The sequence below is a fragment of the uncultured Mesonia sp. genome (genome assembly GCA_947499595.1).
GTDB lineage: Bacteria > Bacteroidota > Bacteroidia > Flavobacteriales > Flavobacteriaceae > Mesonia > Mesonia sediminis.
This window is the reverse complement of record CANMOY010000009.1, coordinates 63,908-83,774: the sequence shown is the minus strand read 5'-3', so window position 1 is coordinate 83,774 and position 19,867 is coordinate 63,908. Positions and strand designations below refer to the sequence as shown.

At 35.3% G+C, this 19,867-nt stretch carries 22 protein-coding genes; 14 read left to right on the top strand and 8 right to left on the bottom strand.

The features are described 5' to 3' along the window. The first annotated feature begins 87 nt into the window (after nucleotides 1-87). Nucleotides 88-624, top strand: a complete 537-nt coding sequence (locus ACH2AZ_RS10660; RefSeq protein WP_394907824.1) for a DUF2911 domain-containing protein — start codon at nucleotides 88-90, stop codon at nucleotides 622-624. Here the strand turns inward: ACH2AZ_RS10660 and ACH2AZ_RS10655 are convergent. After that, on the bottom strand, nucleotides 621-1,253 hold the full coding sequence (locus ACH2AZ_RS10655; RefSeq protein ID WP_394907823.1) for a 7-carboxy-7-deazaguanine synthase QueE: 633 nt from the start codon (nucleotides 1,251-1,253) through the stop codon (nucleotides 621-623). The two genes, ACH2AZ_RS10660 and ACH2AZ_RS10655, sit on opposite strands and share 4 nt — an antisense overlap. Nucleotides 1,254-1,368: 115 nt before the next feature. Here ACH2AZ_RS10655 and ACH2AZ_RS10650 point away from each other — a divergent pair, with 115 nt between their 5' ends. From ACH2AZ_RS10650 to ACH2AZ_RS10615, 8 genes are all read left to right on the top strand, one after another. Further along, nucleotides 1,369-1,920, top strand: a complete 552-nt coding sequence (locus ACH2AZ_RS10650) for a hypothetical protein (protein WP_394907822.1) — start codon at nucleotides 1,369-1,371, stop codon at nucleotides 1,918-1,920. Between the two features lie 44 nt (nucleotides 1,921-1,964). Further along, on the top strand, nucleotides 1,965-2,525 hold the full coding sequence (locus ACH2AZ_RS10645) for an inorganic diphosphatase (RefSeq protein ID WP_394907821.1): 561 nt from the start codon (nucleotides 1,965-1,967) through the stop codon (nucleotides 2,523-2,525). A gap of 23 nt (nucleotides 2,526-2,548) precedes the next feature. Continuing rightward, nucleotides 2,549-3,388: an alpha/beta hydrolase gene (locus ACH2AZ_RS10640; protein ID WP_394907820.1), complete on the top strand. Its 840-nt coding sequence runs from the start codon at nucleotides 2,549-2,551 to the stop codon at nucleotides 3,386-3,388. Nucleotides 3,389-3,390: 2 nt separating this feature from the next. After that, on the top strand, nucleotides 3,391-4,131 hold the full coding sequence (locus ACH2AZ_RS10635; RefSeq protein WP_394907819.1) for a pseudouridine synthase: 741 nt from the start codon (nucleotides 3,391-3,393) through the stop codon (nucleotides 4,129-4,131). 80 nt (nucleotides 4,132-4,211) lie between these two features. Continuing rightward, nucleotides 4,212-4,451, top strand: coding sequence for a Rho termination factor (locus ACH2AZ_RS10630; protein WP_394907818.1), 240 nt, complete (start codon nucleotides 4,212-4,214; stop codon nucleotides 4,449-4,451). Nucleotides 4,452-4,453: 2 nt separating this feature from the next. Continuing rightward, on the top strand, nucleotides 4,454-4,876 hold the full coding sequence (locus ACH2AZ_RS10625) for a VOC family protein (protein ID WP_394907817.1): 423 nt from the start codon (nucleotides 4,454-4,456) through the stop codon (nucleotides 4,874-4,876). Then, complete coding sequence (locus ACH2AZ_RS10620) at nucleotides 4,876-5,970, top strand: AI-2E family transporter (RefSeq protein WP_394907816.1); 1,095 nt, start codon at nucleotides 4,876-4,878, stop codon at nucleotides 5,968-5,970. The genes ACH2AZ_RS10625 and ACH2AZ_RS10620 overlap by 1 nt, the downstream gene beginning before the upstream one ends. A 3-nt stretch (nucleotides 5,971-5,973) precedes the next feature. Continuing rightward, nucleotides 5,974-6,369, top strand: a complete 396-nt coding sequence (locus ACH2AZ_RS10615; RefSeq protein ID WP_394907815.1) for a YkvA family protein — start codon at nucleotides 5,974-5,976, stop codon at nucleotides 6,367-6,369. A gap of 33 nt (nucleotides 6,370-6,402) precedes the next feature. Here ACH2AZ_RS10615 and ACH2AZ_RS10610 read toward each other — a convergent pair whose 3' ends face one another. Continuing rightward, nucleotides 6,403-7,296, bottom strand: a complete 894-nt coding sequence (locus tag ACH2AZ_RS10610; protein ID WP_394907814.1) for a bifunctional 5,10-methylenetetrahydrofolate dehydrogenase/5,10-methenyltetrahydrofolate cyclohydrolase — start codon at nucleotides 7,294-7,296, stop codon at nucleotides 6,403-6,405. A gap of 57 nt (nucleotides 7,297-7,353) precedes the next feature. After that, nucleotides 7,354-8,682 (bottom strand): signal recognition particle protein, encoded by a 1,329-nt coding sequence (gene ffh, locus ACH2AZ_RS10605; protein WP_394907813.1) that lies wholly within the window; start codon nucleotides 8,680-8,682, stop codon nucleotides 7,354-7,356. A 192-nt stretch (nucleotides 8,683-8,874) separates the two neighbouring features. On the opposite strand from ffh, the gene ACH2AZ_RS10600 reads away from it, so the two are divergent. Genes ACH2AZ_RS10600 through ACH2AZ_RS10590 form a run of 3 tightly spaced genes read left to right on the top strand, consistent with a single transcriptional unit; the run spans nucleotide 8,875 to nucleotide 12,621 of the window. Beyond that, complete coding sequence (locus tag ACH2AZ_RS10600; protein WP_394907812.1) at nucleotides 8,875-9,390, top strand: RNA polymerase sigma factor; 516 nt, start codon at nucleotides 8,875-8,877, stop codon at nucleotides 9,388-9,390. 47 nt (nucleotides 9,391-9,437) lie between these two features. After that, nucleotides 9,438-10,340: a FecR family protein gene (locus ACH2AZ_RS10595; RefSeq protein WP_394907811.1), complete on the top strand. Its 903-nt coding sequence runs from the start codon at nucleotides 9,438-9,440 to the stop codon at nucleotides 10,338-10,340. Next, a complete protein-coding gene (locus tag ACH2AZ_RS10590; protein ID WP_394907810.1) occupies nucleotides 10,324-12,621 on the top strand; it encodes a TonB-dependent receptor plug domain-containing protein in 2,298 nt (765 codons plus the stop codon). Before ACH2AZ_RS10595 ends, ACH2AZ_RS10590 begins: the two co-directional genes overlap by 17 nt. 12 nt (nucleotides 12,622-12,633) lie before the next feature. Here ACH2AZ_RS10590 and argS read toward each other — a convergent pair whose 3' ends face one another. After that, entirely contained in the window at nucleotides 12,634-14,409 is a 1,776-nt protein-coding gene (gene argS, locus ACH2AZ_RS10585; RefSeq protein ID WP_394907809.1) for an arginine--tRNA ligase, read from the bottom strand. 62 nt (nucleotides 14,410-14,471) lie between these two features. Here argS and ACH2AZ_RS10580 point away from each other — a divergent pair, with 62 nt between their 5' ends. Continuing rightward, the gene (locus tag ACH2AZ_RS10580) at nucleotides 14,472-14,879 is read left to right on the top strand and encodes a hypothetical protein (protein ID WP_394907808.1); all 408 of its coding nucleotides are present in this window, start codon (nucleotides 14,472-14,474) and stop codon (nucleotides 14,877-14,879) included. Nucleotides 14,880-14,881: 2 nt separating this feature from the next. Here the strand turns inward: ACH2AZ_RS10580 and ACH2AZ_RS10575 are convergent, their stop codons facing one another. Continuing rightward, the gene (locus ACH2AZ_RS10575) at nucleotides 14,882-15,082 is read right to left on the bottom strand and encodes a hypothetical protein (protein ID WP_394907807.1); all 201 of its coding nucleotides are present in this window, start codon (nucleotides 15,080-15,082) and stop codon (nucleotides 14,882-14,884) included. Nucleotides 15,083-15,150: 68 nt separating this feature from the next. On the opposite strand from ACH2AZ_RS10575, the gene ACH2AZ_RS10570 reads away from it, so the two are divergent. Then, complete coding sequence (locus ACH2AZ_RS10570) at nucleotides 15,151-16,578, top strand: SDR family oxidoreductase (protein WP_394907806.1); 1,428 nt, start codon at nucleotides 15,151-15,153, stop codon at nucleotides 16,576-16,578. On the opposite strand, the gene ctlX is transcribed toward ACH2AZ_RS10570, so the two are convergent. The 3 genes from ctlX to ACH2AZ_RS10555 form a co-directional block, all read right to left on the bottom strand. Further along, nucleotides 16,575-17,513, bottom strand: coding sequence for a citrulline utilization hydrolase CtlX (gene ctlX, locus ACH2AZ_RS10565; RefSeq protein WP_394907805.1), 939 nt, complete (start codon nucleotides 17,511-17,513; stop codon nucleotides 16,575-16,577). The two genes, ACH2AZ_RS10570 and ctlX, sit on opposite strands and share 4 nt — an antisense overlap. Before the next feature lie 33 nt (nucleotides 17,514-17,546). Next, nucleotides 17,547-18,461: a dimethylarginine dimethylaminohydrolase family protein gene (locus tag ACH2AZ_RS10560; RefSeq protein WP_394907804.1), complete on the bottom strand. Its 915-nt coding sequence runs from the start codon at nucleotides 18,459-18,461 to the stop codon at nucleotides 17,547-17,549. Between the two features lie 71 nt (nucleotides 18,462-18,532). Continuing rightward, complete coding sequence (locus ACH2AZ_RS10555) at nucleotides 18,533-19,819, bottom strand: citrate synthase (protein WP_394907803.1); 1,287 nt, start codon at nucleotides 19,817-19,819, stop codon at nucleotides 18,533-18,535. Nucleotides 19,820-19,867: the final 48 nt, after the last annotated feature.

The following is a 19,867-nucleotide window of genomic DNA, read 5'->3' as shown; positions in this document are numbered from 1 at the left end:
CTTAACGCTCCATTCAAATTTAAGTTATTAACATTTTTTTACTGATTGTATGGATTTCAATTTTATTATCTTAGCAAAAAAATTAGCATGCGTTACCTTATCATCTTTTTCTTATTCATATGCACTTACCAAATGGGTTTGGCACAAGACTTCAAAGATTTAGATGAAAGCCCTATGGACGTAAGCGTAATTCGAAATACCGACAACTCGCCGTTGGCTCGAATTATTTACAGTCGTCCTCGTAAGAAGGATAGAGAGATTTTTGGTGCACTAGTTCCGTTTAATCAAGTTTGGCGCACAGGAGCCAATGAGTCTACCGAGATTACTCTTTATGAAGAACTTTATATAAACGGTATTTGTCTAGACCCAGGCACGTATAGCCTATATACTATTCCAGGCCCTAAAATTTGGACGATAATTTTTAATGAAGCTCAAAATGCTTGGGGCGCCTTTAATTATAACGAAAAACTTGATGCCCTTAGAATAAAGGTTCCTGCTCAAAGAGCAGCCAGTATAATCGAAATTTTTTCTATAGCCTTTCAGCCTGCCCAAAACGGTATCAATTTATTTATAGGCTGGGACGATACTTTTATAAAGGTTCCCTTTAAAAAAAGTTTAGATTAAGGTATATTAAGATATTTATGCGTTTGCAATGAAATTTTCCATTTAGGATTTTGCATTACATAATCAACCATAAGCGGAATCATCTTATCTCGGACGCTCCATTCTGGCTGCAAATACAAGATACAGTCTTCTCCCACTTTAGCAGCTTGTTCTTCGGCAAATTTAAAATCATGTTTGTTGTAAACAATTACCTTAAGTTCATTTGCACGTTTATAGGCTTCTAAAGTTGGTAATTTATTTTTCTTTGGCGATAAACAAAACCAATCCCAATCTCCGGTTACCTCAAAGGCTCCAGAAGTTTCGATATGCGTTTTTCCGCCCCCCTGTTTTATGGCTTTCGTGATAGGGCTCATATTCCACATTAAAGGCTCTCCCCCTGTTACAACAACAGTTTTGCTATTATCTAAGGCTTTCTTTACAATGGTTGAGGTCAAACTTGGCGGATGCTTTTCTGCGTCCCAGCTTTCTTTAACATCACACCAATGACAGCCTACATCACATCCGCCAATTCGTATAAAATAAGCGGCTGTCCCCTTATAAAAACCCTCACCCTGTATGGTGTAAAATTCTTCCATCAAGGGTAGCATTTCGCCTGTACTTACCAGTTTTTCCTGTTCTTTCTTTGTCATAGGCTGCAAAGATAAACAATACCCTTTTTAAAAAATAGACTTACCAAATATTATATGCTTAAATTTCTTGAACCAAGTTAGTATTACTAATTTTGCAGCTTAATTTTTTACTTTTATGAGACTTTTAAGCGCCTTATCAATTATCCTTGTATTAAATGCCTGTCAACCCTCAAAACCCGACCAATCCTTATTGATTCAGCCCAATCAAATTGGCTTATTACAAAAAGACACGCCCATATACACCTTAGACTCTATATTTAAAAATGATTCGGTTGTAAAGCGGCGCATTAATAGTAGGTTTAGTAGTCAAGATGAATTTATCGTATACTCAAAAGAAGGTCGGGAACGTCTGGTTTTAATTCCCAAAAATGATTTTGATTCTACAAGTACTGTAGCCAACATTCAAATAAAAGACTCTTTATTTCACACTGCGAAAGGAATCTCTATACAATCTACTTTTAGAAAAATTCAAGAACACTATAAAATTTCGCGTATTGAAAATACCCTACGCACAGCGGTAATTTTTTTAAACGAACAAAATTTATACTTGAGTATCGATAAAGAATTTGTAAGCGGTGACGCCAGATACAACACAAATCTACCAATTGAACCTAGCCAAATTAAAGATGATGCAACTATAAAACACCTTTACTTAGGATGGGATTAAGTAAGAAACTCCAGATTTACTTGATGTTTATTGGATTTATAAGCTTGTCAAGCTGCAAACAAGGAGAACCAGCCACAGCCAATTTATATGAGCAAAATTCATTTAAAAATGGTGAGTTGCAATCGGTCATAAGCACAACCGCGGGCTCACTTATTAAAAACACCTATCAGATTAAAGACAAGCGTTTTTTGCCAGACACTAGTTTTTTAAAACAAGGAAAAATCAAGTACCTTGCGCTACCTTTTAGTATCGGCTTCATACCCTCTACCCAAATTGAGTTAGGTAAATCAAACAGGCCACTAGAGGTGCTTTTGGTAAACACTGATGCAAAACAAGCACAAACCGTAGGTGTAAAATTATTAGCGCTACTTAAAGTTGCTACTCAAGATACCATTACCTATAAACTGGTGGGTATCGATTCTGGCAGGTCGCAGGCCTGGTCTCCTTTTGAGAATTTTGAAGACCTGGCCGCCAACTACCCAGACATAATCAAAACGATAAACAGGTATTTTGAAGATTATCGATTGGGCCCTTACCAAAAAGTGCTTTCTTGGCAAGATGAACAAGCGGCTTTAAAATTTGTTAAAGCGCATCAGGTTAATTAATATATTTTTTACTTTACGGAAATATGAAAAAGACCATTAAAAAATTCATCCCTAAAATAATTGGAGCGCAATTAAATTCGCTTCACTTAGTGCATTCGGCGAAAGCCACCAAAAAAGCCTATAAGCTCTTTTGCACGCCAAGATTGGGAAAAGCCAAACCTCATCATAACGCGTTTTTAAATCCAGCAAAGACCCAAGAAATAATGGTTGAGGGCACCTCAATTCAATGTTACAGATGGCCCGGAGAAGGCAAAAGGGTCTTATTAATTCATGGTTGGGAAAGCAACACACACCGCTGGAAAAAACTCATTGAAAGACTTCAAGAACAGTCGTTTGATGTTCACGCATTAGATGCTCCCGCTCATGGTAATTCAAAGGGAAAAATCATACACGTGCCTTTATATGCTCAAGTAATTCATCAAGCGCTGCAAAAAATAAATCCCGCCTATGTTATTGGGCACAGTATGGGCGCTATGGCTAGCGTTTACGAACAATACACCTATAAATCACCAATTGAAAAATTGGTTTTACTTGGCCCTCCATCAGAATTGCAAAAAATAATTAGCGATTATCAAGCTATTTTAAAACTTAGACCTTCTTTAATTCAAGATTTAGAAAATTATTTTTTTAAAAACCTAGGCTATAAATACAATGATTTTTCTATTGCTAAATTTGCTAAAAGTCTTCAAATACCTGGCTTAATTATTCATGATAAGTATGATAAAATTGCACCTGTTTATGCATCGAGAAGTATACATAATGCTTGGCAAAATTCGTTTTTGATTGAAACAGAAGGATTAGGTCATTCATTATACAGCCCCGAAGTGAACACAGAAATAATAAAATTTTTAAATGCAAATTAGTCATGAGTGACATCCCACAAGGCAAAAGAATAAATAAATTTTTAAGTGAAGCTGGCTTTTGCTCAAGACGCAAAGCCGATGAACTCATTGCGGCTGGAGTAGTAACCATAAACGGTAGGGTACCCGAAATGGGAACAAAAGTGCTACCCGAAGATCAGGTAGCCGTTAACGGTAAAATCATTGTCGCTAAAGAAAAACCTGTTTATCTTGCTTTTCATAAGCCGGTAGGGATTGTTTGCACAACCGATACCCGCGTTGAAAAAAATAATGTAATAGACTATATAAATTACCCTACGAGGATTTTCCCTATAGGTAGGTTAGACAAGCCTAGTGAAGGTTTATTATTACTAACCAACGACGGAGATATTGTGAATAAAATATTACGCTCAAACAACAACCACGGTAAAGAATACCAAGTAAAAGTGAATCGGCCGGTAACCCAGCAATTTATTAAGCGTATGGCAAACGGAATTCCGATTTTAGGAACGGTTACAAAAAAATGCCACGTAAAGAAAACAGGAAGTCACGATTTTGAAATTGTCCTTACTCAAGGTTTAAACCGGCAAATAAGGCGCATGTGCGAGTATTTAGGATATCAAGTGGTTCAACTTAAACGAACGCGAATAATTAACATCCCACTAGATGTTCCTGTAGGCAAGTATAGGGAACTTACACGTCAAGAATTAACTGATCTACAGACAATTCTTAAAAGCTCAAAAAAAACACATTCACGAAATAAATAATATAGTTAATCATAAAATCTAACATTCTTTTAAGGAGGATATTTAAAAATACTTGGTAAATTTAGAGCAAAAGATAAGATATGAGCAGACCAAGTATAAAAAATGAAGAACAATACGAAGCCTTAAGAGATCAGGGATATAGCCAAGAAAAGGCTGCCCGCATTGCCAACACCAAAAATGCTAGCCAAAAAGGAGGAAAGGCGTCACCGTACGAAGATTGGACCAAGCAAGAGTTATATGAACGTGCCCAAGATATTGGAATTGACGGTCGGTCTACCATGAATAAGGATGAACTTATCAAAGCCTTACGCAATAACTAATTATGAAAGAAGTACCCTTATTTCACTTGGCGATACCCGTTAAAAATCTTACGGAATCAAGGTCCTTTTATAGTCAACGTCTCAAACTAAAAGAAGGTCGAAGCAGCAAACATTGGATCGACTATAATTTTGGTGGTCACCAATTGGTTATACACGAGGTACCTCAATATGAACCTCCCAATTTTGGCAATGAAGTAGATGATCAAAAGGTTCCCGTTCCTCATTTTGGACTGATTTTAGACTGGTTTTTTTTCGATGAATTTTCAGCTCAATTAAATCTCGAAAATATCGACTATATTATTTCTCCTTGTATTCGGTTTCAAAATCAACCTGGAGAACAAAAGGTTTTATTTTTTAAAGACCCCTCTGGAAACGCCCTAGAGTTTAAAGCCTATAAAAACACTAACGAAATATTTACTGCTTGATGAAACAACTTCACCCTAAATTGGTAAGACAATTATTCACCCTTTTGATAATAGGCGTTTCGGGATTTTTAATCTTTGCTGAAATGTTACCCTACTTTTCGGGTGTTTTGGGGGCTATCACCTTTTATGTACTACTCAAAAAGTGGATGGTAAAATTAGAAAAAAGAAACTGGAATAAAGATCTTGCTGCAACGGTGTTGATGTTGTTTTCCTTTATTGGAATCTTAATACCAGTAAGCGGAATGGTCCTTTTGCTTACTTCAAAAGTAAGTAAAGCCGTAAATAACTCAGAAAAAGTTTTACAAGCCATCAACGCACAACTGCAAGATTTAAATACATTAATCAATCAGTATTCCTCAAATTTCGATATTACCAAGCAAATAAATACCAATGAAGTAACCAATTTAATATCAAGTAACCTTCAGAATTTAGCAGGGGGAACATTTGATGCATTTATAGCAATAGGTATAATGTATTTTCTTTTGTATTATATGCTCACCAAAAGAGACCACATGCAAAGAATGCTGGGTGATTATATTCCTATTAATAGAGAAAATTTAACTTTAATTGGGCAAGAAAGCACATCAATGGTTAAGGCCAATGCTATAGGAATTCCTTTAGTAGCAATTTGTCAAGGCATTATAGCCCTTATAGGCTTTTTAATATTAGGAGTTCCAGATCCATTCTTTTGGTTTGTGATTACCACCATTGGCTCTATGATTCCTTTTGTGGGCACGGCTATCGGGATTCTACCAGTAACTATTTTGCTTTTTTCACAAGGCCAAAACTGGGAAGCTATTGCTATGCTTATTTACGGCGTGGTAGTTATCGGATCTACCGATAACATTATTCGGCTTTATGTATTAAAACGCTTATCTGATGTTCATCCACTTTTAACCCTTATCGGAGTTGTGGTAGGGGTACCTTTATTTGGTTTTATTGGTCTAATTTTTGGCCCACTACTTATCTCATTATTTTTATTAATGGTGAAAATTTATAAGAAAGAATACGGAAAAAAAGAAGTTAACTCAACCGAAACAGCTGACACAGAAAATCAGAAATTAGAAAACTTACACCAAAACAAAAAATTGTAACATATGGCTACAAGCAGCAAAAAGATAGACGAAAATTATTTTGAGCGTAAAGTTTCTGGCATTACCAAGAGTGATGTAGATAATACATTGACGCAAGAAAATGAGATTGAACAGAAAATTAAAAACGCTGGGGTATTTGAAAAATACGCAGAGATGGCTAAGCAAATGCTATTGATGCTCAAGGATTATAGGCGAGGCTTATATACCGAAGTGCCTTGGTTTACCATAGGGTCTATTGTATTTTCACTCATTTATGTTTTAAATCCACTTGATGTAGTTCCCGATTTTATTCCTGGACTAGGCTATATAGATGATTTAAGTGTATTTACCTTTGCTTTACGATTTATAGAGAGCGATTTACATAACTACCTGGACTGGAAAATAAACAAAGAAGAATAAAAAAGGCCCTATTACAAAAGGGCCATTTCTTAATTAATTTAATGGATTTCTCATTCTATGTCGTTCTCGCGCTAATAAAGTGTTTTTAAGCAGCATAGCAATGGTCATTGGCCCTACTCCTCCTGGGACAGGAGTAATATAAGAAGCCTTCTTCTTTACATTCTCAAAATCAACATCACCTGTTATCACATACCCTTTTGAAGCATTATCATCTGGTACTCGGGTAATACCTACATCTATTATCACTGCATCGTCTTTAACCATTTCGGCTTTAAGGAAATTGGGTGTTCCTACAGCGATAATAATAATATCTGCTTGAGAGGTTATTTGTGTTATATTTTTGGTGTATCGGTGCGTTAGCGTTACGGTTGAGTTACCAGGAAAGCCTACTCTACCCATCAAAATACTCATAGGTCTTCCTACAATATGGCTTCGCCCTATTACCACAGTATGTTTTCCTTTAGTAGGAATATCATAGCGCTCCAACAACTCTAAAATACCATAAGGTGTGGCAGGTATAAATGAAGTCATATCTAATGACATTTTACCGAAATTAGTCGGGTGAAAACCGTCTACATCTTTATCGGGATCAACAGCCATCAAGACGCGTTGGGTGTTTATTTGTGGCGGCAGAGGCAATTGAATGATAAAACCATCAATGGCTTCATTTTGATTTAACTCCTCTATTTTATCTAGCAGTTCAATTTCTGAAGAATTACTAGACATACGTACCATAGTAGATTCAAAACCAACTCGCTCGCAAGCTTTCACTTTAGAATTCACATAGGTCATACTAGCTCCATCATTACCCACAATAATGGCTGCTAAATGCGGTACTTTTTCGCCCCGCTCTTTCATTTTTTTTACTTCAATAGCGATTTCATCTTTTATATCGCTACTTACTTTTTTACCGTCTAAAATTGTCATGTTGTGTGTTATATAATGCAAAAAAGCCAAGTTGTTTCGAACTCAGCTTTTCTTGTTTTATCTTAATCCTTTCATCATTTGCATCATCTTTTTGCCGCCTCCACCTTGCATCATCTTCATCATCTTACTCATCTGATTAAATTGCTTTAGTAGCTGATTTACTTGCGTTACAGAAGTACCAGAACCTTTTCCTATTCGTTTTTTCCGACTAGCATTAATAATACTCGGTTTCGCTCTTTCTTCTGGAGTCATAGAATGTATAATGGCCTCAATATGTTTAAAAGCATCATCATCAATATCAATATCCTTCATCATTTTACCAGCGCCAGGTATCATGCCGATAAGGTCTTTCATGTTACCCATCTTCTTAACCTGCTGGATTTGATTCAAGAAATCATCAAAACCAAATTGATTTTTCGCAATTTTCTTTTGAAGTTTTCTGGCTTCTTCTTCGTCATATTGTTCTTGGGCTCTCTCAACCAATGATACCACATCACCCATCCCCAATATTCTATCGGCCATACGTTCAGGGTAGAAAACATCAATAGCTTCCATTTTTTCTCCCGTACCTATAAACTTTATAGGCTTATCTACAACAGATTTAATTGAAATTGCAGCACCACCACGGGTATCACCGTCTAGCTTGGTTAAAATTACACCGTCAAAATTTAATATATCATTAAATGCTTTTGCAGTATTTACCGCATCTTGACCAGTCATAGAGTCGACCACAAACAAGGTTTCTTGCGGTTGTATAGCCTTATGAATATTTGAAATTTCGGTCATCATTGCCTCATCAACTGCTAATCGACCGGCAGTATCTATAATCACCACATTAAACCCATTCTCTTTTGCATGTGCAATAGCATCTTGTGCAATTTTTACAGGATCTTTAGTTTCTCTATTTGAGTATACTTCAACCCCTATCTGCTCACCTACCACGTGCAGCTGATCGATTGCCGCTGGCCTGTATACATCACAAGCTACTAATAAAGGTTTTTTGGTTTTTTTGTTCTTTAGAAAGTTGGCTAACTTACCTGAAAAAGTAGTTTTACCACTTCCTTGCAACCCAGACATTAATATTACGCTTGGATTTCCTGATAAATTGATACCCTTTGCGTCGCCACCCATAAGCGCAGTAAGCTCGTCTTTCACCAACTTCACCATCAACTCTCCAGGTTTTAAACTGCTGAGTACATCTTGGCCTATCGCTTTATCTTTTACAGTCTTTGTAAAATCTTTAGCAATTTTATAATTCACATCGGCGTCTACCAATGCCCGGCGCACTTCTTTCAAGGTTTCGGCAACATTCACTTCGGTAATTTGACCGTGCCCCTTAAGAATATGAAAGGCTTTATCTAACTTATCACTTAAATTATCAAACATAATTTTCGGTTGTTTTTAAGAGTTGCAAAGTTATGAATTAGATTGTTAAGATTAAAAACTTCTCATAAATATACTTTAATTTTGTTTAGAACCGATTTTTAATCCGTAAAGCTAGTAATCACGCATCTCTAGAAAAACAAGACTCCTTTTAAATACCAGATTTTTTACTATTTTTAGCTAGAATTAAAGCTTATGCCTAAAAAAATATTCGAGAATATTTGTGTAGATTCTGTTTTTGAAAGAATATACAATGATTATGCAAAAGATCTTCATGATTTTTTATACTACAAATTTGGCAATGGCTACAACCACGAAGATAAAATGCACGAAGCCTTTGTAAAGCTATGGCATAAATGTGAAGATGTTACTTACAGTAAAGCTAAGTCGTTTCTTTTTACCGTTGCCAACAACTTAATGCTTAACGAAGTAAAGCATAAAAAAGTGAAACTTAAATACAACAAAAGCATTAAAGAAAATACTAATAAACAAAGCCCAGAATTTTTATTAGAAGAAAAGCAATACCTAGAAAAGTATGAGCGTGCCCTAAGCTCACTTACCGAAAAACAACGTTTGGTATTTAGTCTTTGTAAAATTGAAGCCAAACCCCATAAAGAAGTGGCATCATTGCTTGATATATCAACAAAAACTGTTGAAAAACACCTTTATAGTGCATTAAAGAAATTAAAATTAGAATTAACAGAGCTTTAAGGTAGGAAAATAGCTTATTAAATTGTTATAGAGGTAAGTACAACGAGATGAAAAAAGAAGATATTTTATATAAATGGTTAATGGGCAAAGCACTCACCCAAACACAGCTTCAAGAATTGGAGTCTAAACCCGCATATGAGGAGTACAAAAAAATGCTCGATTATGCTGGCTATTTCAAAGCTCCTGCTTTGTCAAATAGTACTAGTGCCAGCCTTATAGAAAGAGCAAAAAAACAAAAAAGAAGAAAACGAATACTTACTTGGGTTAGCAGCGCCGCTGCCGTTTTGATAATTGCCTTAGGAGCTTTTTGGTTTACCCAGCAAAATCTAGTTTTAATTGATACCGCAAACGCACAACAAAAAAGCTTAGAATTACCCGATGGTTCCTTGGCGAAACTTAATGCTGGAAGTCAAATTCAATACCATTCTAATAAATGGAAAAAAGAACGCCAACTACAATTAAAAGGAGAAGCTTATTTTGAGGTAAAAAAAGGACAAAAATTTAGTGTGCAAACACCAATAGGAAGGGTAGAAGTTTTAGGAACCGCTTTTAACGTAAAACAACGTCAAAACTTTTTTGATGTTACGTGCTTCGAAGGGCTTGTTCGGGTTATTAAAGAGCAAGACACCTTAGCGTTATCGGGAGGACAATCGGTAAGTTTCTATAAGGAAGAATATACAACCAGTCAAATAATCGATGCGGCACCCAGTTGGCTGACAGGACAGAGCAAATTTAAAAGAGTACCATTAATACTGGTAATACAAGAAATTGAACGCCAATATGACGTTAAAGTGCTTCGCAAAAACATAGATTTAGAAAAAAATAGTTATTTTACCGGGAGTTTCACCCATAGCAATCTTGATATGGCCTTAAGATCTGTCTGCATTCCGTTTGGGCTTACGTATCATATTGATGGAAAATCCGTAAACTTAAGTGAACAAAAAAATTAAAGTTCAGCTGTTTTTTACTTTATTGCTTTTTCCTATCCTACTTTTAGCACAGGTAAAAACCAAGGAAAGCCTTAGTATTTTAGATATTATTAAACGATTTGAGAACCAGACATCGTTTAAGTTTTCCTACCTTGAAAATGAGTTAGAGCAACTACCTCCCTTTACAATTAATTCAAATTTATCGCCAAGGCAAATAATTGCTGAAATTGAACGCAATAGCAACCTCGAGTTTGAGTTTTTAAGTCAGGATTTTATTGCGATACGTCTTAAAAAACCGCTTGAAGCGGATAAAGTTTTAGATTTGGAAGAAGTTATTATTCAAAATTACCTTAATAAAAGTATTACCAAAAAAGACCAAGGTGTATTAGATATTGACCTAAACCAGCTTCCTACGTTCCCTGGTCTTATTGAACCCGATGCCTTACAAGCACTTCAGGTGCTACCAGGAATAGAAAGCATTAACGAAAAAGTTAGCGATTTAAATATTCGAGGGGGAACACCCGACCAGAATTTGGTACTTTGGGATGGCATTCGTATGTACCAATACGGTCATTTTTTCGGACTAATATCGGCTATAAATCCTTATTTTGTAGATGAGGTAGCCTTGATAAAAAATGGTACTGACGCTTCTTACGGAAACAGTGTTTCTGGAGTGATATCATTACAAACAAGCGATGAGTTGAATCAAAAATTCAATGCAGAAGCAGGAATAAACTATCTTTACGGATTTGGTTTAATTGACACCCCATTAGGCAAGCAATCAAGCTTAAGGCTGGCGGCTAGAAGCTCTATAAACAACTATTTTAGAACCCCCACTTACAATCAATACTATAAACAGGCTTTTCAAAACACAATATTAGATCCGCTTGAACAAGAAAGCATTAAGCAGAATGACGAGTTTCATTTTTATGACACCACCCTTCGTTACCTATATCAACCAAATAAAAAAAACAAATTTAAGCTAAGCTTCATTTATTTATCTAACAACCTAAGCTATCGTGAGGATTTTTTGCAGGGCAATCAAATTGATCCAAAAACAAGTGGTTTATCACAATACAGTTTAGGATTCGGATTGAATTATGCGCACCATTGGAATGAAAAGGTTATCTCTAAGGTACATTATTACTATTCACTATATGATCTAGAAGCTAGTAATGAAGAGCGAAAAGAAGATAGGATTAGCCGTCAAAAAAACAAGGTAAGAGAACATGGTTTTAAAATTGAAAACACATTAAATCTTAACCATTTATCTGACTTAAACTTGGGCTTTGAACATATTTACGCGCAGATTGAGAATTTTACCCGCCAAAGCAATCCGCTGGATGGATTTTTCACTACCCGCTTTACCTCAACTCAAGCTGTGTATGGCACCTATTCTTTTAAAAGTTTAGATGATAAAACCAATCTACATATAGGTTCGCGTCTCAATTATTTTTCACAACTAAACCAGTTTTATTTTGAGCCACGTTTTAGCTTAAATCAAAAAGTGGTTAAGAATCTAGCGTTCGAATTTCTTGGCGAGGTAAAAAGCCAGTATCATACTCAAATTAACAGCACCCAAAAAGATTTTTTAGGTATTCAAAACAGTAAATGGCAAGGTGCAAATAACCAAGATATACCTTTAATGCAGAGTATGCAACTCTCTTTGGGTTTACATTATACTCAGAATAATTGGCTAGCCAGTATTGAGGGGTATGCAAAAAAAGTAAATAATATTACAGTTTCAAGTCAAGGCTTTCAAGACCAATACCAGTATGCGCCCTTTTCTGGCGATTATTATATTAGAGGAATAGACTTTTTAATCCGTAAAGAGTTTAAAAGGTTTAATTTTTGGGCCGGCTATTCACTTACTAACAATGACTATCGTTTCAACGAGATTAGCCAAAACAGTTTCCCAAGCAATACAGCAATTGCCAATTCTTTAAGTTTCAATACCAGTTATGAACAAAATGGGCTCCAAGTTTCTTTAGGAATAAAGTGGCGTTCAGGAAAAGCTTACACTCCAATAAGCCAAGAAAATTTAACCAATAACTTGTTTTTATATTCACCATCAAATAGTGCGCAACTACCCAGTTATTTTAGAACAGACTTTTCTGCAGGTCAAGAGTTTAAACTAGACGATAAGGTAAATGCCTATATTGGCTTATCGGTTTGGAATTTGCTTAACTCTACCAATATTATCAATGCCTACTATTTACAAGAAAACAATGAGATATTTTTTATTCAACAAGAAGCCTTAAGAATTACACCCAATCTAATTTTCAAGTTAAGATTTCATTAAGGCAAAAACAATTTACATCTGGCTAGGAACTTTTATTCCTAGTAGTTTAAATGCACTTTTAATCACTGCCCCTGTAAGTTGTGCTAATTGTACTCGTAAAATGCGTTGATCTTCTTGTTCTGCCGCTAAGATAGAAACATTTTGATAAAAAGAATTAAAATCACGTACTAAATCATAGGTATAATTCGCTACAATTGCGGGACTGTATTGTTTTGCTGCGAGTTGTATTGTTTCTGGCCAAGCCAACAAGTGTTTGATTACCGTTTTTTCTTTTTCTTCAAAAGTATAATCCTCTACCGTTTGCGCAAGTAATTTTTCACCTTTTCTTAAAATAGATTGAATACGGGCGTAGGTATACTGTACAAATGGACCGGTATTTCCTTGAAAGTCTACAGACTCTTCTGGATTAAATAGAATACGCTTTCGCGGATCTACTTTTAAGATATAATATTTTAGAGCTCCTAAGCCAATGGTTTCGTAAAGCTCTTCTTTTTCTTGGAGTGAAAATCCTTCTAACTTGCCTAAATCATCTGAAATCTTTTGCGCTGTTTGCGTCATTTCATCCATTAAATCATCTGCATCAACTACCGTGCCCTCTCTGCTTTTCATTTTTCCGCTAGGCAAATCAACCATACCATAACTTAAATGATACAAGTGCTCTGCCCAAGCATACCCCAATTTTTTAAGAATTAGAAAGAGAACCTTAAAATGATAGTCCTGCTCATTACCTACGGTATAAACCATACCATTAATAGAGTAATCATTTACACGTTGTATAGCGGTACCAATGTCTTGTGTCATGTAAACGGCGGTACCATCTGAACGAAGGACAATTTTTTCATCAAGACCCTCATCGGTAAGATCTATCCACACGCTACCATCTTCTTTCTTATAAAAAACACCTTTTTCAAGACCCTCTTTAACCACTTCTTTCCCTAATAAATAAGTATCGCTTTCATAGTAGTTTTTATCAAAGTTAACTCCTAATCGCTTATACGTTTGTTCAAAACCATCGTATACCCATTGGTTCATTTTTTCCCATAAAGCCAACACCTCCTTATCACCAGCTTCCCAAGCTTGAAGCATTTTTTTTGCTTCTTTTAATAGAGGGGCTTGCTCTTTAGCTTCTTTTTCACCTAAGCCTTTGGCCTTAAGTTCGTTTACTTGAGCTTTATACTCTTGGTCAAATTTCACATAGTAGGCTCCTACTAATTTATCTCCTTTTAGGTTAGAACTGCTTGGGGTTTCTCCCTCTCCAAATTTTTGCCAAGCCAACATGCTTTTGCAAATATGTATACCTCGATCATTTATAATTTGAGTCTTATAAACTTGGTTTCCTGCTGCTTTTAAAATTTCGGCCACAGAAAAACCTAAAAGATTATTTCTAATGTGCCCTAAATGCAAGGGTTTATTGGTATTAGGTGAAGAATACTCTACCATAATTCTGGGAGAAGATTCACCTGGTGCAACTAAGCCATATTCTTCTTTTGAATGAATAGCCTTAAACTGATTTAAAAAATAAGCGTCAGAAAATTCAAGGTTTAAAAATCCTTTTACTACATTGAAATTATCAACCTCGTCTACATTCTTTTTTAAGAATGCACCTATGTCCTCCCCTAATTTTACTGGGTTGGTTTTAATGTGGCGCAACAAAGAAAATACCACTAAGGTTAGATCTCCAGGAAATTCCTTACGTGTCGCTTGAAATTCAAAATCTTGTACATCTACTTGGTACAGTTCTTTTAGTGCTGCACTTATTTTACTCGATAAAAAGTCAGTATTGAACATAGGTTAAATTTTGTGCAAAGATAAAATTAAAAGGTTTGTTTTAGTTATCTTTAAAATAAAAAATGTTGGTTAATGTCTCTTATAATAAACCAGAGTTAAAACGCAAAATTAATATGCTGGTAGGTGAACCGTTTACTTTAAGCGAACGTCTTAAATTAAATGGCATCGGATCTGGTAAAATTATTATAAACTCAGCTTGTTTAGCTATTCATAACTTATTGATTTTAGACAATAACCAAAACTGCTGTAATATCGAGTTAAGGCCAAAAGGTATTTTGGTTGGATTTAGGTCTTTATTAGAGTCTTATGCATTGGTAATACCTTATTATAAACTGGTATTATACAAAGGAAAATCACAAGAATACAGCATTTATATGGATCATTATTTTTTAAAGATAAAGGCTGATCGAAATAAAACTCATAAATTCATAAAAAAAGTAATGCAACAAAAGGCTTTAGCCTGTTTTTAAAATCATTTACGTTTTCTAAATGAGAAACCAGCTAACAGTAATAATAATCCGGTAAACAGCATTGCTATATTTTGAGGTAAGGGCTGCTCTGTAAAAGGTTGATCGTTATAGATCGGTTGAAACTCAAATATAAGTTTGTAACTGGCAAGAGTAATAATGATTACTCCAAATAATAGAAGCACATATTTTAAGGTGTTTTGCATAATGGGTAGCAGTTACTTTTTTACGGATAAATTTACAGAAATAATTGCATAACTTAAGATAAACTAAAATGAAAATATTCTTAACCGGCGCAAACGGATATATAGGAATGCGCCTACTACCCATTTTACTCGCAAAAGATCACGAGGTTATTTGCGCTGTACGGAGTGCTGACAGATTTTCTGTAAGTCCTAGTGTTAAACGAAAAGTACAAATTGTTGAAATAGATTTTTTAGAAAAGCAAAATAACAATATTTTACCTGATGATATTGATGCAGCCTATTATTTGATACACTCTATGAGTGGCTCGACAAAAGATTTTGATGAGTTAGAAGCCAAAGCTGCAAGAAATTTTAATACTCTCTTGGCCCCTTTAAATGTTAAGCAGGTAATATATTTAACGGGAATGACCAATGAAAATAAAACTTCTAAACACCTTAGTTCAAGGCAACAAGTAGCTGACATATTAAAAAAGGGCAATTTTGCCCTTACTTGTCTTCAAGCGGGTATTATAGTAGGATCTGGTAGTGCCTCATTTGAGATAATAAGAGATTTATGTGAAAAATTACCCGTTATGATCACTCCTAAATGGGTAAAAACAAAAACGCAACCAATAGCCATTCGCAATGTGTTGCAGTTTCTAGAAAAGTCTTTGGGCCGCAAAGAGACTTATGATGATGCCTTTGATATTGCTGGACCAGACGTTTTAACCTACAAAGATATGATGCTCACCTATTGTCGCATTCGTGGTCTAAAACTTCATATCCTAGACGTTCCATTTATGTCGCCCAGATTATCATCATACTGGCTGTATTTTGTTACTTCCACTTCTTACAATTTGGCGGTAAACCTTGTTGATAGTATGAAAGTAGAAGTGATCTCAAAAGACAATCGGTTAACAAAACTTCTAGATATAAAACCGCTTACTTATGAGGAAGCCATTCGAGCGGCTTTTGATAAAATTGAGCAAAATCAAGTTATCTCAAGCTGGAAAGATTCAAAAGTCAGTAGCCGTTTTACAAAAGTTGATCTTAATCAATTTATTCAAGTGCCTACACATGGTTGTTTAGTGGACTATCAAAGTTTAAAAGCCGAATCGCCTGAAAAGTCGCTGGATAAAATTTGGGAAATTGGTGGTAAAAATGGATGGTACTACGCTAACAATCTATGGAAAATTAGAGGTTTTATTGATAAGCTAGTAGGAGGTGTAGGCCTTCGCAGAGGACGAACCAATTACCGTAATTTATACACGGGCGATTCATTAGACTTTTGGCGGGTTTTATTTGCTGATTATAAAGAAAAGCGTCTTTTACTTTTTGCCGAAATGAAAATACCAGGCGAAGCTTGGTTAGAGTTTAAAATAGATAAAGACAACATAGTTCACCAGACTGCTACCTTTAGACCCAGGGGTTTACTCGGTAGGTTATACTGGTATAGTATGTTGCCTTTTCATTATTTTATTTTTGCGGGCATGCTAAAAAAAATTGCGCAAGCTTAATTGTCTTTTTTCGGTAAAAAAACTTCAGCCATCATACAACGTGCACTGCCACCACCTAAGGTTTCAATGGTAGAAATATCACTATGTAATATTTCGCAATGAGCAGTTATTTTATCTACTTGTTCTTTGGTTAGAGCATTATAGGCAGTTGTACTCATAACCAAATATTTTTTACCAAAAGCGCCTTCAACCTGCAACATATTTCCTGCAAAGGCGTGCATTTGAGATTCATTAATAGCTATAATTTCTTTATTATCTTCTTTAAGACTTGAAATTACAAGTTTCCTTTCTTTTTTATCGTCAATCGTATCTAAACAAATAACTGCAAAATCATCGGCCAAGCACATCATGACGTTGGTATGGTAAATTAGCTTTCTTTCTTCTTCTACACTTTGGTAGGCATGAAAGATTACAGGGAACAGCTCAAAATCTTCACAAAATTCAATCAACAATTCTTCATTTGCTCGAGGCGATAAAGCACAATAAGCTTTAGCGTTTACTCGGTCTATTATTAAGTTTCCTGTGCCTTCTAGAAAGACTCCTTCCTCTTCTGCCTTAGTATAATCAAAAATAGTATTGATTAAAAAACCTTCTTGTTCAAGGGTATCTAAAACATCTTCGCGTCTTTCTCTTCTTCTATTTTCTGCAAACATCGGGTATAATGCTACATCACCATTTTGATGAAAGAAAATCCAGTTATTAGGGAAAATAGAATCTGGCGTATCGTTTTCTAAAATATCATCAACCACAATAACATTAACACCTACTTTTCTTAACTTACTTACAAAAGTATCAAATTCAAATTGAGCTTTTTGCGTAATTTCATCATTCGCCGCTGCGGTTCCTTTTTGAAAATAATTATTAACTGCCGTCTCTTCATTCATCCGAAAAGCAACTGGCCTAATCATTAAAATACTATCTGTTATTTGTCTCATAGTTACATTTCTTATATTCCTAAAATCTAGGTATTAGTCTCTAATAAGCGGTAAAGTCGAGCAGCGTAAAAGCCCCTCTTGTTTTGAAATTTCTGCATAAGGCACCTCCTCAACTATAATATTATTTGCACGCAACCACTTATTTAGGCGAGTAAAGTTTTTCTCTGAAATCACCACGTTTTCTGCTATTGAAAAGATATTACTGTTCATTGAATACATTTCATCACTATCTATAAAGAATAAGTTTTCTTTACCATAAAAATCAACTAACCAATCAAATTCATCTTTATTTAAAAAACCGTTTTCATGGATTATAGCCTTATCTTTTCCTACAGGCTGAAAACAGCAATCTAAATGCAATGCATTTAGACGCGGATCTGTACTCGACTTTCTCAAATTAAATGATTTAACTTTTCGGTTAGGAAAAATTTCCTGCATTTTTTGCACAGCCTTCATGTTGGTTCTAGCCGTTATGTAATTAGGGTAATCTGCTTCTCTGTAGGTACCTATAAAAATATAATCTTTTACAGGCATAACGTCTCCCCCTTCTATATGACAATCTTCCGGTAAACGGATGACTTTACTAGGATCAATTTGATCTATAATGTATTGAATAGCCTCTAATTCACGTTCCCGATCTGGCAATATATTGGCTTTAATAAAGATATCATCAATCACAAAACCAATATCGCGCGAAAAGATTTGATTGTAATCTGAGATCAATTTTGGTCTAAAAACCTGAACATCATACTTCTTTAAAACCTCATCGACCGCGGCCATTTCTTTGCGCATGTCTTCTTCTAGAGGGTAAGTTCCTGCTTTGATATACTCCGCAGACTTTGGGTCATATGCCTCCTCTATAGTTGGAGTTGGGCCATTGCTTTCGGCCGTTCCTAGAATAACCGATCGCAAACGCGAAGTTTCATTTTTTATATTCAAATTCAACATTATATTTATCTTTAAATTAAAAAAAAGCTCCATTAAATTATGAAGCTTTTTTATTGATTTATATTTTAAATCTATCGGTTACTCATAGGTTTAAAACTTCTTAAATTTTCACCGGTGTATACCTGTCTAGGTCTACCAATAGGCTCTTTCTTTAAGCGCATTTCTCTCCATTGTGCAATCCAACCTGGTAGTCTACCCAAAGCAAACATCACCGTAAACATTTCTGTAGGAATTCCTAATGCACGATAGATAATACCTGAATAAAAGTCGACATTTGGATATAGCTTTCTATCTACAAAATAGCTATCTTCTAAGGCTTCTTTTTCTAAACCTTTTGCAATATCCAATACGGGATCTTGCACCCCTAATTTACCTAAAACTTCATCTGCAGATTTCTTAATGATTTTTGCTCGAGGATCAAAGTTTTTGTAAACACGGTGACCAAAGCCCATCAATCTGAAAGGATCATTTTTATCCTTAGCTTTTTTCATGTATTTCTTAGTATCTCCACCATCTTGCTTTATTCCTTCAAGCATCTCAATTACCGCTTGATTTGCACCTCCGTGAAGTGGACCCCACAAAGCAGAGATTCCTGCAGAGATAGATGCAAATAAACCTGCATGTGAAGAACCTACGATACGTACTGTTGACGTCGAGCAATTCTGTTCATGGTCTGCATGTAAAATCAAAAGCTTATTTAAAGCAGAGGCGACAACTGGATCAACCTCATAATTTTCGCTAGGTTTTTTGAACATCATTTTTAAAATATTCTCTACATAACCTAAGCTACTATCGCCATAATCAAGCGGCTGCCCTTGTCTTTTGCGTAAAGTCCAAGCTACTAAAACAGGGAATTTAGCCAAAAGTTTGATGATAGCATTGTACATATCTTCCTCGGAGTCAACGTTAACGGCACTTGGGTTAAATGCTATCAAAGCACTGGTTAATGAAGAAAGAACTCCCATAGGATGCGCTGATTTAGGAAAACCATCTAAGATTTTCTTCATTTCTTCATCTACATTAGACTCGCGTTTAATGTCTGCGTATAATTTATCTAATTGTTCTTGAGTTGGAAGTTCTCCAAAAATTAATAAATACGCTACTTCAAGGAAACTAGCATTATCGGCTAATTCTTCGATGGCATACCCTCTATAACGCAAAATCCCTTCTTCTCCATTCAGGAAAGTGATTGCACTTTCACATGATCCTGTATTTTTATATCCCGGATCTAAAGTTATTAACCCACCAGTATCTCCTCTTAAGGATTTGATTTGAATAGCAACCTCATTCTCGGTTCCTACTACTATTGGAAATTCATATTTTTTTCCATCAAATTCTATCGTAGCTTTTTTTGACATATTGTAACTATATTATTTTTAATTTTTCTGCCGCTAATTTACAAAAAA